The organism is Streptomyces sp. NPDC029159 (assembly GCF_055564055.1).
Map to the genome: position 1 here is coordinate 1 of NZ_JBVHWT010000007.1, position 14,104 is coordinate 14,104.

Annotated in this window: 13 protein-coding genes; all 13 read left to right on the forward strand. The window is 70.1% G+C overall.

Going from position 1 to position 14,104, the window contains the following annotated elements:
• A partial coding sequence (locus tag ACZ4U4_RS15785) for an ATP-binding protein (protein ID WP_467873887.1) occupies positions 1 to 1,128 on the forward strand: 1,128 nt, incomplete at its 5' end.
• Positions 1,129 to 1,222: 94 nt separating this feature from the next.
• Complete coding sequence (locus ACZ4U4_RS15790; protein WP_467873889.1) at positions 1,223 to 2,689, forward strand: FAD-dependent monooxygenase; 1,467 nt, start codon at positions 1,223 to 1,225, stop codon at positions 2,687 to 2,689.
• 95 nt (positions 2,690 to 2,784) lie between these two features.
• Positions 2,785 to 3,114, forward strand: coding sequence for a TcmI family type II polyketide cyclase (locus ACZ4U4_RS15795; RefSeq protein WP_467873891.1), 330 nt, complete (start codon positions 2,785 to 2,787; stop codon positions 3,112 to 3,114).
• Positions 3,111 to 4,382, forward strand: a complete 1,272-nt coding sequence (locus ACZ4U4_RS15800) for a beta-ketoacyl-[acyl-carrier-protein] synthase family protein (protein ID WP_467873894.1) — start codon at positions 3,111 to 3,113, stop codon at positions 4,380 to 4,382. Before ACZ4U4_RS15795 ends, ACZ4U4_RS15800 begins: the two co-directional genes overlap by 4 nt.
• Positions 4,379 to 5,587: a ketosynthase chain-length factor gene (locus ACZ4U4_RS15805; RefSeq protein WP_467873896.1), complete on the forward strand. Its 1,209-nt coding sequence runs from the start codon at positions 4,379 to 4,381 to the stop codon at positions 5,585 to 5,587. The genes ACZ4U4_RS15800 and ACZ4U4_RS15805 overlap by 4 nt, the downstream gene beginning before the upstream one ends.
• A gap of 39 nt (positions 5,588 to 5,626) precedes the next feature.
• Positions 5,627 to 5,893, forward strand: coding sequence for an acyl carrier protein (locus ACZ4U4_RS15810; RefSeq protein ID WP_467873899.1), 267 nt, complete (start codon positions 5,627 to 5,629; stop codon positions 5,891 to 5,893).
• 59 nt (positions 5,894 to 5,952) lie between these two features.
• Positions 5,953 to 6,738 (forward strand): 3-oxoacyl-ACP reductase FabG, encoded by a 786-nt coding sequence (gene fabG, locus ACZ4U4_RS15815; protein ID WP_467873902.1) that lies wholly within the window; start codon positions 5,953 to 5,955, stop codon positions 6,736 to 6,738.
• A gap of 39 nt (positions 6,739 to 6,777) precedes the next feature.
• The gene (locus tag ACZ4U4_RS15820; protein WP_467873904.1) at positions 6,778 to 7,722 is read left to right on the forward strand and encodes an aromatase/cyclase; all 945 of its coding nucleotides are present in this window, start codon (positions 6,778 to 6,780) and stop codon (positions 7,720 to 7,722) included.
• 2 nt (positions 7,723 to 7,724) lie between these two features.
• The gene (locus ACZ4U4_RS15825) at positions 7,725 to 10,010 is read left to right on the forward strand and encodes an SDR family oxidoreductase (protein ID WP_467873907.1); all 2,286 of its coding nucleotides are present in this window, start codon (positions 7,725 to 7,727) and stop codon (positions 10,008 to 10,010) included.
• Positions 10,011 to 10,140: 130 nt separating this feature from the next.
• Positions 10,141 to 11,475: an MFS transporter gene (locus ACZ4U4_RS15830; protein WP_467873910.1), complete on the forward strand. Its 1,335-nt coding sequence runs from the start codon at positions 10,141 to 10,143 to the stop codon at positions 11,473 to 11,475.
• Between the two features lie 53 nt (positions 11,476 to 11,528).
• A complete protein-coding gene (locus ACZ4U4_RS15835) occupies positions 11,529 to 13,118 on the forward strand; it encodes an acyl-CoA carboxylase subunit beta (RefSeq protein ID WP_467873913.1) in 1,590 nt (529 codons plus the stop codon).
• An 11-nt stretch (positions 13,119 to 13,129) separates the two neighbouring features.
• Positions 13,130 to 13,360 (forward strand): acyl-CoA carboxylase epsilon subunit, encoded by a 231-nt coding sequence (locus ACZ4U4_RS15840; RefSeq protein WP_467873915.1) that lies wholly within the window; start codon positions 13,130 to 13,132, stop codon positions 13,358 to 13,360.
• A gap of 87 nt (positions 13,361 to 13,447) precedes the next feature.
• Complete coding sequence (locus tag ACZ4U4_RS15845) at positions 13,448 to 14,032, forward strand: NADPH-dependent FMN reductase (protein WP_467873918.1); 585 nt, start codon at positions 13,448 to 13,450, stop codon at positions 14,030 to 14,032.
• The last annotated feature ends 72 nt before the right edge of the window (positions 14,033 to 14,104 follow it).

A 14,104-nucleotide genomic window follows, 5' to 3' on the forward strand; every position in this document is an offset into this window, starting at 1 on the left:
GACAAACACGGCAACGTCGTGGTCGTCTCCACCCGCGACTGCTCCCTCCAGCGCCGCCACCAGAAGCTGGTCGAGGAAGCCCCCGCACCGTTCCTCAGCGACGAGCAGAACGCCGAGCTCTACCGCGCCTCCAAGGCCATCCTCAAGGAGGCCGGCTACGAAGGCGCGGGCACCTGCGAGTTCCTCGTCGGCCAGGACGGCACCATCTCCTTCCTCGAGGTCAACACCCGCCTCCAGGTCGAACACCCGGTCACCGAAGAGGTCAGCGGCCTCGACCTGGTCCGCGAGATGTTCCGCATCGCCGACGGCGAGGAACTCGGCTACGACGACCCGGCGGTGCGCGGCCACTCCTTCGAGTTCCGCATCAACGGCGAGGACCCCGGCCGCGGCTTCCTGCCCGCACCCGGCACCGTCACCACCTTCGAAGCCCCCTCCGGCCCCGGCGTCCGCCTCGACGCGGGTGTGGAGTCCGGCAGCGTCATCGGCCCGGCCTGGGACTCCCTGCTGGCCAAGCTGATCGTCACCGGCGCCACCCGCGAGCAGGCCCTCCAGCGCGCCGCCCGCGCACTGGACGAGTTCACCGTCGAGGGCATGGCCACCGCCCTCACCTTCCACCGCGTGGTCGTCAAGGACCCGGCGTTCGCCCCCGAACTGACCGGCTCCACCGACCCGTTCACCGTCCACACCCGGTGGATCGAGACGGAGTTCGTCAACGACATCCCGCCGTTCGCCGCCACCGGCACCGACGAGGCCGAAGCCGACGCCCGCGAAACCGTCGTGGTCGAGGTCGGCGGCAAGCGCCTGGAGGTCTCACTGCCCTCCTCGCTCGGCATGCCGCTGGCCCGCGCCGCGGTCGCCGGAGGCGCCAAGCCCAAGCGCAAGGCGGGCAAGAAGTCCGGCTCCGCCGCCTCCGGCGACACCCTCGCCTCCCCCATGCAGGGCACCATCGTCAAGGTCGCCGTCGAAGAAGGCCAGACCGTCGCCGAAGGCGAACTCGTCGTCGTCCTCGAAGCGATGAAGATGGAACAGCCCATCAACGCCCACCGCGCAGGCACCATCAAGGGCCTCGCCGCCGAAGTCGGCGCCGCCCTCACCTCCGGCGCCGCCATCTGCGAAATCAAGGACTGACGTCCTTCACCCAACGGTTCCCGGGCACCACCGCCTGCGCGAACCGCCCTTTACTGCGCGCCGAAGCGCAGCCCGCCAATGCCCGAGGAGTGACATGGACGCCGATGTGATTGTCGTGGGCGCCGGCCCCGCCGGGATGATGCTCGCCGGTGAGTTACGGCTCACCGGGGTCGACGTCATCGTCCTGGAACGTCTGGAGAAACGTACCGGTGAATCCCGAGGCCTGGGGTTCACCGCACGCACCATGGAGATTTTCGACCAGCGCGGACTGCTCTCCCGGTTCGGGGAGGTCGAGATCAGCAACGAGGGCCACTTCGGCGGTCTGCCCGTTGATTTCGGCGTGCTGGACGGCGCCCACCAAGCCGCCAAAACCGTGCCGCAGTCCCACACGGAGACCGTATTGGAGGAGTGGGTAACCGAACTGGGCGGTGACATCCGGCGCGGCCATCGGGCCCTCACCGTCAAGGACAACGGCAGCGCGGTCGAGGTCGAAGTCGACGGGCCGGACGGAGCACACCAGCTGACCGCCCCGTACCTGGTCGGATGCGACGGCGGGCGCAGCATGATCCGCAAGGCAGCCGGCTTCGACTTCCCCGGTACACCGGCGACGATGGAGATGTTCCTCGCTGATGTGAAGGGACTCGACCTCCCGCCGCGCATGATCGGCGAGACCCTGCCCGGCGGCATGGTCATGGTCGGCCCGCTGCCCGGCGGAATCACCCGGCTGATCGTCTGCGAGCGGGGCACGCCTCCGCGGCGTCGGGACATACCGCCTGAGTACGACGAGGTGGTATCGGCCTGGAAGCGGCTCACCGGGGACGACATCTCGCACGGGGAGCCCATGTGGGTGAGTTCCTTCGGGGACGCCACCCGCCAGGTGTCCCGGTACCAGCAGGGGCGGGTCTTCCTGGCGGGCGACTCCGCACACATTCACCTCCCGGCCGGTGGCCAAGGCATGAACACCAGCATCCAGGACGCGGTGAACCTGGGCTGGAAGCTGGCCGCCGTGGTACGCGGCCGGGCACCCGAGACACTGCTGGACACGTACCATGACGAGCGACACCCAGTGGGCAAGCGGCTACTGATGAACACGCAGGCCCAGGGACTGCTGTTCCTCAGCGGGGCCGAGATGCAGCCGCTGCGGGATGTGATGACCGAGCTCATCACGCACGATGTGGTCAGCCGCCATCTGGCCGGTATGGTCAGCGGCCTGGAGATCCACTATCCCCTCGACTCCGGCCCCCACCCGCTGCTCGGCCGGCGCATGCCGCACCTGGCACTGTCCGGCAGCTCCGGCGCGGGCAGCAGTACCGAGGCACTGCACGCGGGCCGCGGCGTACTACTCGATCTGGCCGACAACGCGGAACTGCGCCGCAGGGCGGCGGGCTGGACCGACCGCGTGGACATCGTGACGGCGAAGCCCGCAGACGATGTGCCGGACCCGCTGGCGCACACCACCGCCACCCTGATCCGCCCCGACGGCTATGTGGCCTGGGCCGCCCCCGGCAGCCACGGCGACCTGCCGATGGCCCTGACTCGCTGGTTCGGCCCCGCCCACTGAGGCGTCCTTTCGACGCGGACACGCCCTCCCCCCTCGTCAACACCTCCCCCAGGCCCATCCGGCCGGGGCATCTGAAGCGACTGAAGGAGAGAGCCATGCACAGCACTTTGATCGTGGCCAGGATGGAGCCCGGTTCACACACCGACGTGGCGCGCCTGTTCGGCGCGTTCGATGAGACGGAGATGCCCCACCGCATGGGGACACAGCGCCGTCAGCTGTTCTCGTACCGGGGTCTCTACTTCCACCTGCAGGACTTCGACTCCGACAACGGTGGTCAGCTCATCGAAGAAGCGAAGACGGACCCGCGGTTCATCGGGATCAGCGAGGACCTGAAGCCCTTCATCGAGGCGTACGACCCGGCGACCTGGCGTTCCCCCGCCGACGCGATGGCGCGGCGCTTCTACCACTGGGAGGCGTCCTCATGACGCGCCGCCGAGTGGTGATCACGGGCATCGGGGTCGTGGCACCGGGAGGCATCGGTGTCAAGAACTTCTGGTCCCTGCTGAGCGGCGGCCGGACGGCGACGCGGGGCATCACCTTCTTCGACCCCGTGCAGTTCCGTTCCAGGGTCGCGGCCGAAATCGACTTCGACGCGGAGGCGAACGGGCTGAGCCCGCAGGAGATCCGGCGGATGGACCGGGCCGCGCAACTCGCCGTCGTGGCCGCCCGCGAGGCGGTGGAGGACAGCGGCCTCGCATTCGGCAACCTCGACCCGCACCGCATCGGGACCACCATCGGCAGCGCGGTCGGCGCGACCACCGGCCTCGACCAGGAGTACCGGGTGGTGAGCAACGGCGGCCTGCTGGAACTGGTCGACCACACCTATGCGGTCCCGCATCTGTACAACTACCTCGTCCCCAGCTCCTTCGCCGCCGAAGTTGCCTGGGCGGTGGGCGCAGAGGGTCCGAGCACGGTGGTGTCCACAGGCTGCACGTCGGGGCTGGATTCGGTCGGCCACGCCGTGGAGCTGATCCGCGAGGGCTCCGCCGACGTCATGATCGCCGGTGCGTCGGACGCGCCGATCTCGCCGATCACGATGGCCTGCTTCGACGCGATCAAGGCGACCACGCCGCGCAACGACGACCCTGAGCACGCCTCACGGCCGTTCGACGGCACCCGCAACGGCTTCGTCCTCGGGGAGGGCTCCGCGGTGTTCGTTCTGGAGGAGCTGGCGGGCGCGCGGCGGCGTGGCGCGCACACCTACGCGGAGATCGCCGGTTACGCCTCCCGCTGCAACGCCTTCCACATGACGGGGCTGCGTCCCGACGGCGCAGAGATGGCCGAGGCCATCGATGTCGCGCTGGCCGAGGCGCGGATGAACGGCGACGAGATCGACTACATCAACGCGCACGGGTCCGGCACCAAGCAGAACGACCGGCACGAGACGGCGGCGTTCAAGAAGAGCCTGGGCGACCACGCCTACCGGACCCCGGTCAGCTCCATCAAGTCGATGGTCGGGCACTCCCTGGGCGCCATCGGCTCGATCGAGATCGCCGCGTCCGCCCTCGCCATGGAACACCACGTCGTGCCGCCCACGGCGAATCTGCACACCCCGGACCCCCAATGCGACCTGGACTACGTACCACTCACCGCCCGGGAGTGGGCGACGGACGCGGTACTGACGGTGGGCAGCGGCTTCGGCGGCTTTCAGAGCGCCATGGTGCTGGCCCGGCCGGAGAGGGGTGTGCGATGACCCGCTCGGTGGTGGTCACCGGCCTGGGAGTCGTCTCCCCCAACGGGCTCGGCGCGAAGGAGTTCTGGACGGCCACGCTGGCCGGGCAGAGCGGCATCAGGCCCGTCACCCGCTTCGATGCGTCTCCGTACCCGGTCCGGCTGGCCGGTGAGGTCCCCGGGTTCAGGGCCCACGAGCATGTACCGAGCCGGCTGATTCCGCAGACCGACCGGATGACCCAGCTGGCGCTCACCGCCACCGACTGGGCGCTGGCCGACGCCGGGGTCGAGCCCGAGGAACTCCCCGGGTTCGACATGGGCGTCGTCACGGCCAGCTCCTCCGGCGGCTTCGAGTTCGGCCAGGACGAACTGCGGAAACTGTGGAGCCAGGGCAGCCACTACGTCAGCGCGTACCAGTCCTTCGCCTGGTTCTACGCCGTCAACAGCGGTCAGATCTCCATCCGCAACGGCATGAAGGGGCCCAGCGGGGTCGTCGTGAGCGACCAGGCGGGCGGTCTCGACGCGCTCGCGCACGCCCGCCGCCAGATCCGCAAGGGCACCCGCCTCATCGTCTCCGGCGGCGTCGATGCATCGATCTGCCCGTGGGGCTGGGTGGCCCAGTTGGCCGGCGGGCGGCTGAGCACCAGCGACGACCCGGAACGCGCTTTCCTGCCCTTCGACACCGGGGCCCGGGGCCATGTGCCGGGCGAAGGCGGTGCGATCTTGATCCTGGAGGCGGCCGAGGCTGCCCGGCAGCGAGGCGCCCGGATCTACGGCGAGATAGCGGGCTACGGCGCCACCTTCGATCCCGCCCCCGGCAGCGGCCGCGAACCGGGGCTGCGCAGGGCCGTCGAGCTGGCGCTGGCCGATGCCGGGGCCGAGCCCGCCGATGTCGACGTGGTCTTCGCGGACGCGGCGGCCGTACCGGAGCTGGACCGCAGCGAGGCGGCCGCGATCACCGCGGTCTTCGGCCCTCGGGGCGTCCTGGTCACTGCGCCCAAGACCATGACCGGCCGCCTCTACTCGGGCGCCGCCCCGCTGGACGTCGCCGCTGCCCTGTTCTCCATCGAGGACGGGCTGATCCCGCCGACCACCCATGTCACGGCGCGGCCGGACTACCGGCTGGACCTGGTGACCGGCGCCCCCCGCACCGCCCGCCTCCGCACCGCGCTGGTCCTGGCCCGGGGCTACGGCGGCTTCAACTCCGCGGTCCTGGTCCGGGCCTGAACCAGCCCGAAATTTCCTACTGAAGTGAAGGAAAACACCATGAGCAAGCAGTTCACCTTCGACGATCTCAAGCGCATTCTCCTGGAGGGCGCCGGCGCCGACGAAAGCGTCGACCTGGACGCCGACATCCTCGACCTCGGCCTTGAGGAGCTGGGCTACGAGTCGCTGGCGCTGCTGGAGACGGCCAGCCGGATCGAGCGCGAGTACGGCATCAGCCTCGACGAGGTCGAGCTGACCAACGCCCTGACGCCCCGGGAGCTCATCGACGCCGTCAACGCGTGCCTGACCGCGTCGGCCGCGGCCTGACCACGGAACCCCGCACGTCCACGAAGCGGCAGAAGCACACGGCAACAGAAGGAGAGAGCATGTCGGAGCAGCACGCCAGGGTCGCCCTCGTCTCCGGTGCGACCAGCGGCATCGGCCTGTCCGTGGCCCGTCTGCTGGCCGGTCAGGGCCACCGGGTGTTCATCGGCGCCCGCAGCGGCGACAACGTCGCCACCACCGTCAAGGAGCTGCGCGGGGAGGACCTGGACGTCGACGGCACCACCCTCGACGTCCGTTCCGCGGACGGCGTACGAGCCTTCGTCCAGGCCGCGGTCGACCGTTTCGGGACGGTCGACGTACTGGTCAACAATGCGGGCCGCAGCGGTGGCGGAGTCACCGCCGACATCGAGTACGAGCTGTGGCAGGACGTCATCGACACCAATCTCAACAGCGTCTTCCGGATGAGCCACGAGGTCCTCAACACCGGCAGGATGCGGCACAAGGACCGCGGACGCATCATCAACATCGCCTCGACGGCAGGAAAGCAGGGCGTGGTGCTCGGCGCGCCCTACTCGGCCTCGAAGCACGGTGTCGTCGGCTTCACCAAGGCGCTGGGCAACGAGCTCGCGCCGACCGGCATCACTGTCAACGCGGTGTGCCCCGGATATGTCGAGACGCCCATGGCCCAGCGGGTGCGCCAGGGATACGCAGCCGCCTACGGCACCACCGAGGACGCCATCATGGAGAAGTTCTCCGCGAAGATCCCGCTCGGCCGCTACTCCACCCCCGACGAGGTCGCCGGCCTGGTCGGTTATCTGGCCTCCGACGTCGCGGCCTCCATCACCGCACAGGCACTCAACGTCTGCGGTGGCCTCGGCAACTTCTGAGCGCCCTTTCCCCCTCCCGGAAACGAAGAGGAGAACAGCATGGCTCACCAGGAACTTCGCGAGGTCGAGCACGAGATCACCGTCGAAGCCCCCGCCGCCGCCGTCTACCGGCTGCTCGCCGAGGTGGAGAACTGGCCGCGGATCTTTCCTCCCACCATCCATGTCGACCACGTCGAGCGCGGCGCGGACGAGGAGCGCATACGGATCTGGGCCACCGCGGGTGGCGAGGCGAAGAGCTGGACCTCACGCCGGACCCTGGACCCCGAGAAGCTGCGGATCACCTTCCGTCAGGAGGTCTCCGCTCCGCCGGTCGCCGAGATGGGCGGCACCTGGATCATCGAACCGCTCTCCGATACCGCATCCCGGATCCGGCTGCTGCACGACTACCGGGCGATCGACGACGCCCCGAAAGGGCTGAAGTGGATCGACGAGGCCGTCGACCGCAATTCACGCGCCGAACTGGCCGCACTGAAGACCAACATCGAACTGGGCCACGCCGCCGAGGAACTGACCTTCTCCTTCGAGGACAGCGTGCGGATCGAGGGGGCCGCCAAGGACGCCTTCCACTTCATCAACGAGGCCGGGCGGTGGGCAGAGCGGCTGCCGCACGTGGCGTCCGTGCGTTTCACCGAGGACACCCCCGGGCTCCAGGCCCTGGAGATGGACACCCGGGCGAAGGACGGCTCGGTGCACACCACGAAGTCCTACCGGGTGGCCTTCCCGCACCAGAAGATCGTGTACAAGCAGATCACGCTGCCCGCGCTGATGGTCCTGCACACCGGCTACTGGACCTTCACGGAGGACGAGGGCGGCGTCACCGCCTCCTCGCAGCACACCGTGGTCCTCAACACCGCCAACATCGCCCGGGTCCTGGGCCCCGGGGCAAGCGTCGCGGACGCCCGGGAATACGTACGCGGCGCGCTGAGCACCAACAGCCGCGCCACCCTGGGCCACGCCAAGCACTACGCCGAGAGCATGCGCTGACCGTGGCCACCGTGGACAGCGACGTCATCGTCGTCGGCGCGGGCCCCGTCGGACTGATGCTCGCCGGTGAGCTGCGGCTCGGCGGGGCGGATGTGGTGGTGCTGGAGCGCCGGGCCGAACCGACCACCGAGTCACGGGCCTCGACCCTCCATGCCCGCACCATGGAGATCTTCGACAGCCGCGCGTTCCTGGACCGCTTCGGAGAGCTGCCGGGCGACGTCATGGGGCACTTCGGCGGCATCCCCCTGGATCTGACCCTGCCCGGCCCGTACCCCGGCCAGTGGAAGGCGCCCCAGGTACGCACCGAGGCAGTCCTCCAGGAGTGGGCCCTGTCCCTGGGCGCCCGGCTGCGGCGCGGTCACGAACTGACCGGCCTGCGGGTCCACCCGGATCACGTCGAGGCAGAGGTGTCGGGCCCCAGCGGTCCGGTCCGGATCGGAGCCCGGTACCTCGTCGGCTGCGACGGCGAACACAGCACCGTACGCCGCCTGATCGGCGCCGCATTCCCCGGACGGGAGGCGGAACGGGAGCTGATCCGGGCGGATGTCGACGGCATCGAGATCCCGGCACGGCGCTTCCAGCGCCTGGAGCGGGGGCTCGCCATCGCGGCCCGCAATCCGCAGGGCATCACCCGGGTGATGGTGCACGAGTTCGGCAGCGCCGCCGGACAGCACACCGGCGATCCCGGATTCGCCGACATCTGTGACACCTGGCGGCGCGTCACCGGGGAGGACATCGCACACGGCACCCCGCTGTGGGTGAACTCCTTCCACGACGCCGCCCGTCAGCTGACCGACTACCGCCACGGCCGGGTGCTGTTCGCCGGCGACGCCGCGCACCAGCAGATGCCCATCGGTGGCCAGGCCCTCAACCTGGGCCTCCAGGACGCCGTCAACCTGGGCTGGAAGCTGGCCCTGAGGGTCACCGGGCGGGCTTCCGACGCGCTGCTCGACAGCTACCACGCCGAGCGGCACGCTGTCGGCGCACGGGTCCTGGGCAACATCGGGGCCCAGGCGACGCTGCTGCTCGGCGGCCCGGAGGTGGAGCCGCTGCGGGCCGTCATCGGCGAGCTCGTCCGGTACGAGCCCGTCCGCCGCCGCCTGGCCGGGATGATCTCCGGCCTGGACATCCGCCACGACGTCAGCGCGGGCGCTCATCCGCTGCTGGGCGCCCGCCTGATCCACAGGTATCCGCCGTCCCCCGGGCGCGGCATCCTGATCGATCTCTACGGCGACGAGGAGCACCACGCGCGGCTGCGCCGGGCCGCCGCGCCCTGGGCGGACCGCGTGGACACGGTGGCGGGCACGCCGGAGCCCGGCGGTGAACTGCCCGTGGCCGACGCCGTGCTGGTGCGCCCCGACGGTCACGTCGTCTGGATCGCCTCGGCGGGCCCCGCTGGTCCGGAACCACTGGTCACGGCCCTACGGCGCTGGTTCGGCGAGCCCGCCTCGCCGGACACCGTACGCACCACCGTCCCGGGCAGGGCCCACAGCGCCCTGCCGACCACAGCCGATCGGAGAGACCACATGAGCAGGCTCGCAGGTAAGACGGCGCTCGTCACCGGATCCAGCCGGGGCATCGGCCGGGCGGTCGCGGTACGGCTGGCACGGGAGGGAGCCCTCGTCGCCGTGCACTGCGCCACCGGCCGTGAGGCGGCCCAGGAGGTCGTCGCCTCGATCGAGAAGGACGGCGGACGGGCCTTCGCGGTCCAGGCCGAACTGGGCGTGCCCGGCGATGTCCACCAGCTGTTCCTGGGGGTGGACGAGGGCCTCAAGGAGCGCACCGGTTCGGCCTCGCTGGACATCCTGGTCAACAACGCCGGGGTGATGGGCGGGGTCTCGCCCGAGGACACGACGCCCGAGACGTTCGACCGGTTGTTCGCGATCAACGCCCGGGCACCGTTCTTCATCATCCAGAGGGCTCTCGCCGGGCTCGCCCCGGGCGGCCGGGTGATCAACATCTCCTCCGGACTGACCCGCTTCGCCAACCCTGAGGAGATCGCCTACGCGATGACCAAGGGTGCCGTCGAGCAGCTGTCGATGCACTTTGCCAAACACCTGGCCCCGCGAGGCATCACCGTCAACAGCGTCGCCCCCGGCATCACCCGCAACGGCAACCCCGTCTTCGACATCCCCGAGGCCGTCGAGCAGATGGCTCAGCTGTCGGCGTTCGGCCGGGTCGGCGAACCGCAGGATGTCGCCGATGTGGTCGCCTTCCTCGCCACCGACGACGCCCGCTGGATCACCGGCGCCTTCATCGACGCGACCGGCGGCACGCTGCTGGGGTAACGGGCCATCGATGCCGTCCTCTCAGCCCCGTCCTCCCCACCGAACCGGAAGCAGGATGATGGAGTCCTCGCCCCCAACGCATGCGCCCGCCCGGTCGGCCGCCCGCCCCGCCGGGCACTGGAGCCCCCGGATGTGGGGACTGTTGCTGGTACTGGCCGGCAACATGCTCATCGACGCCCTGGAAGTGTCCGCGGTGATCGTGGCGCTGCCGTCGATCGGCCGCGAGCTGCACCTCTCTCTGACCGTATCGCAGTGGCTGATCAGCGGTTTCGCCCTCGGCTTCGGCGGTTTGATGCTGTTCGGTGGACGCGTCGTGGAGCTGCTGGGCCGCCGGCAGGTGTACCTGACCGCGATGACCGGCTTCGCCGTGGCCTCGGTGGTCGGCGGACTGACCGGCGACCCCTCGGTGCTGATCGCCACCCGGTTCGTCAAGGGATTCTGCGCCGCCCTCACCGCACCGACCGGGCTCGCCATCATCGCTTCCGCCTTCCGTGCGGGCCGTGACCGCGACCGCGCCGTGTCGGTGTACGCCCTCTTCGGAGCCTGCGGGTTCACCACCGGGCTCCTGCTGTCCGGCTTCCTGACCGAGATCAGCTGGCGCTGGACCCTGCTCTTCCCAGCCCCGGTGGTCCTCGTACTCGCCGTATTCGGCCTGCGTCTCATCCCCGGTGCGCCGCCCGCGAACGCCACCCGGCACTTCGACGTCATGGGCGCGGGCACCTTCGTCGGCGCTGTGCTGGCCCTGGTGTACGGGATCGGCGAAGTCCCGGCGCACGGCTGGCTCGGCCTCCGTACGCTGGGTGCCTTCGTCGTGGCCGCGCTCCTCACGGCGGCCTTTTACGGCGTCGAACGGGCCTCGCCCCGGCCGCTGTTCGGCGTCGCGGCCCTGCGCAGCGGCCCACTCGTCCGCTCGATGCTCGGCGCCGCCGCTCTCAACGGCTCATACCTCGGGCTGCTGCTGGTGGCCACCGTGCGGTTGCAGGACGGCCAGGGCTGGGCGCCGCTGCGGACCGCGCTCGCTTTTCTCCCGGCAAGCGCACCTCTGGCAGCGACCGCACTGTTCTCCGGACGCCTCGTCAACCGCTTCGGCACCGCCGGACCGATCGCCGTGGGCGCGCTCGGCCCGCTCGCCGGTTATCTGCTCTATCTGAGTGCTCCGGTGCAGGCGCCGTACGCCACCGGTGTCCTGCCGACGATGCTGCTCGTCGGCGCGGGCTTCGTCCTGGGGTTCGCCGCCTTGAACATGCAAGCCACCCAGGGCATCGCCGCGAGCGCCCGGGGCCAGGCGGTCGCGCTCTACCAGACCGCCGTCCAATTGTCGGCGGTCCTGGTCGTCGCGCTGACCGCCGCGCTCGTCGCCGGCGGCTCCGATGACGCCCCGGCCCTGTGGCTCATCACGGCCGTCGGCGCCGTGGGGGTGGCCGCCGGGCTCTGCGGTCTGCCCCGCGCGGCACGCCCCTCGTGATCCCGCGGCGCCGGACACCGCGCCGCCCCCGCCTTCAGGAAGTGAGGACAGACATGCCCACTGCTGATACGACACCGGCCCCACGCGTGGACTGGACCCTGCGCGAACGTGTGGCCGAGTTGAGCCTGATCAAGCACGAGGCCCGGCACGGAACCGACCCGGCCGCCACCGAACGCCAGCACAGCAAGGGCAAGCTGACCGCCCGCGAGCGGATCGAGCTGCTGCTGGACGAGGGTTCGTTCAACGAGGTGGAGCCGCTGCGCCGGCACCGGGCGACCGGTTTCGGCCTGGAGGCGAAGAAGCCGTACACCGATGGTGTGATCACGGGCTGGGGCACGGTCCACGGCCGGACGGTCTTCGTCTACGCGCACGACTTCCGGATCTTCGGCGGCGCCCTCGGTGAGGCGCACGCCACCAAGATCCACAAGATCATGGACATGGCGATCCAGGCGGGCGCGCCGCTGGTCTCGCTGAACGACGGCGCCGGCGCCCGTATCCAGGAGGGCGTCTCCGCGCTCGCCGGTTACGGCGGCATCTTCCAGCGCAACACCAAGGCATCCGGTGTCATCCCGCAGATCTCCGTGATGCTCGGCCCCTGCGCCGGCGGCGCGGCCTACAGCCCCGCCCTGACGGACTTCGTCTTCATGGTCCGCGACACCTCCCAGATGTTCATCACCGGACCGGACGTCGTCCGCGCGGTGACCGGCGAGGAGATCACCCAGAACGGTCTGGGCGGCGCCGACGTCCACGCCGAGACCTCCGGTGTGTGCCACGGCTCGTACGACGACGAGGAGAGCTGTCTGGAGGACGTGCGCTATCTGCTTTCCCTGCTGCCGTCCCACAATCGCGAACTGCCGCCGTCCGTACCGACCCAGGACCCTCCGGACCGGGGCAACGAACCGCTGCTCGACCTCATCCCCGGGGAACCCGGCCACAGCTACGACATCCGCACCGTCATCGAGGAGATCGTCGACAGCGGCGAGTACTTCGAGGTCCACGCCGCGTGGGCGGCCAACGTCGTCTGCACACTGGCCCGGCTGGGCGGCGAGGTCGTCGGCGTCGTCGCCAACCAGCCGGCCTCCTACGCGGGCGTCCTGGACATCCAGGCCAGCGAGAAGGCCGCCCGCTTCGTGCAGTTCTGCGACGCCTTCAACATCCCGCTGGTCACCCTGGTCGACGTGCCCGGCTTTCTGCCCGGTATCGACCAGGAGCACGAGGGCATCATCCGGCGCGGCGCCAAGCTGCTGTACGCCTACTGCAACGCCACCGTGCCGCGGGTCTCGCTGGTCCTGCGCAAGGCGTACGGCGGGGCCTACATCGTGATGGACTCCCGCTCCATCGGGGCCGATCTGGCCTTCGCCTGGCCCGGAAACGAGATCGCGGTCATGGGCGCCGAGGGTGCCGCCAATGTCATCTTCCGTCGGGAGATCAGCAACGCCGATGAGCCCGAAACGGTCCGCAGCCAGAAGATCGAGGAGTACCGGACCCAGCTGATGCACCCGTACTACGCGGCGGAGCGCGGCCTGGTCGACGACATCATCGACCCCGTCGAGACCCGCCGGGTCCTGATCGCCTCGCTCGCCATGCTGCGCGACAAACACGCCGACCTGCCCTCCCGCAAGCACGGCAATCCCCCGCAGTGACGGAGAGAGACATGCCAACGACCGGCACCGGTTCCCTCCTCCATGTGACCAGAGGGAGCGCCACCCCCGAGGAGCTGGCGGCTCTCGTCGTGGTGCTGCTCGCCCGGACCCGCGCCACAGCCCGCCCCCGCAACGACCGCCGCCGCCATCCCACCTGGCGCCGCCTGGAACGGGCTCTGGGGCACCGGGGTCCGCGCAGCTGGCGCAGCGAGACGCGCCCCACCGCGCGGCACACCGGCTGAGAAACGGGCTTGACTTGAACCCCACTTCAAGTCTGATCGTTTGAACATTCCGCGAAACGGGGCCTGCCCCCACGCACAAGGAGACCCATGTCCACCACACCACTGCGCCTTGCCCTGATCAACAGCAGCGTCCGGGAGGGCCGTTTCGGTCCGACCGTCGCCAACTGGATCACCTCGCTCGCCAAGGAGCGCGACGACCTTCAGGTCGATCTGATCGACCTCGCCGACCACACGCTGCCGTACGAACTGTCCGCCCAACCCGACGAGGAGGTGGCCCGGACCCTGTCGAAGGTGTCGCCGCGGCTGGCCGACGCGGACGTCTTCATCGTGGTGACCCCGGAGTACAACCACAGCTTCCCCGCCTCGCTCAAGAGCCTGATCGACTGGCACCGCACGGAGTGGGGTGCCAAGCCGGTCGGCTTCGTCTCCTACGGTGGTCTGGCCGGCGGTCTGCGTTCGGTGGAACAACTGCGCACCATCTTCGCCGAGTTGCACGCGGTGACCGTCCGGGACGTGGTCAGCTTCCACAACTGCTGGGGACAGTTCGACGAGACCGGCGCGCTGAAGGAACCGGCCGCCGCGACCGCTGCCGCCACCACCCTCTTCGACCAGCTCGTCTGGTGGGGCCTGGCCCTGCGCGAGGCCCGTGAGGTGCGGCCGTACAACGTCTGACACGGGGCGCCGGGCCGCAGTACAGGTGCGGCGCGCCAGTTGGTTCCTGCCGTCACACTCCCGTACGCCTCG

Bases quoted from the DNA above. Each gene is read 5' to 3' on its own strand.
- ACZ4U4_RS15790 (WP_467873889.1), top strand. From the start codon at position 1,223: ATGGACGCCGATGTGATTGTCGTGGGCGCCGGCCCCGCCGGGATGATG.
- ACZ4U4_RS15795 (WP_467873891.1), top strand. From the start codon at position 2,785: ATGCACAGCACTTTGATCGTGGCCAGGATGGAGCCCGGTTCACACACC.
- ACZ4U4_RS15800 (WP_467873894.1), top strand. From the start codon at position 3,111: ATGACGCGCCGCCGAGTGGTGATCACGGGCATCGGGGTCGTGGCACCG.
- ACZ4U4_RS15805 (WP_467873896.1), top strand. From the start codon at position 4,379: ATGACCCGCTCGGTGGTGGTCACCGGCCTGGGAGTCGTCTCCCCCAAC.
- ACZ4U4_RS15810 (WP_467873899.1), top strand. From the start codon at position 5,627: ATGAGCAAGCAGTTCACCTTCGACGATCTCAAGCGCATTCTCCTGGAG.
- fabG (WP_467873902.1), top strand. From the start codon at position 5,953: ATGTCGGAGCAGCACGCCAGGGTCGCCCTCGTCTCCGGTGCGACCAGC.
- ACZ4U4_RS15820 (WP_467873904.1), top strand. From the start codon at position 6,778: ATGGCTCACCAGGAACTTCGCGAGGTCGAGCACGAGATCACCGTCGAA.
- ACZ4U4_RS15830 (WP_467873910.1), top strand. From the start codon at position 10,141: ATGTGGGGACTGTTGCTGGTACTGGCCGGCAACATGCTCATCGACGCC.
- ACZ4U4_RS15835 (WP_467873913.1), top strand. From the start codon at position 11,529: ATGCCCACTGCTGATACGACACCGGCCCCACGCGTGGACTGGACCCTG.
- ACZ4U4_RS15840 (WP_467873915.1), top strand. From the start codon at position 13,130: ATGCCAACGACCGGCACCGGTTCCCTCCTCCATGTGACCAGAGGGAGC.
- ACZ4U4_RS15845 (WP_467873918.1), top strand. From the start codon at position 13,448: ATGTCCACCACACCACTGCGCCTTGCCCTGATCAACAGCAGCGTCCGG.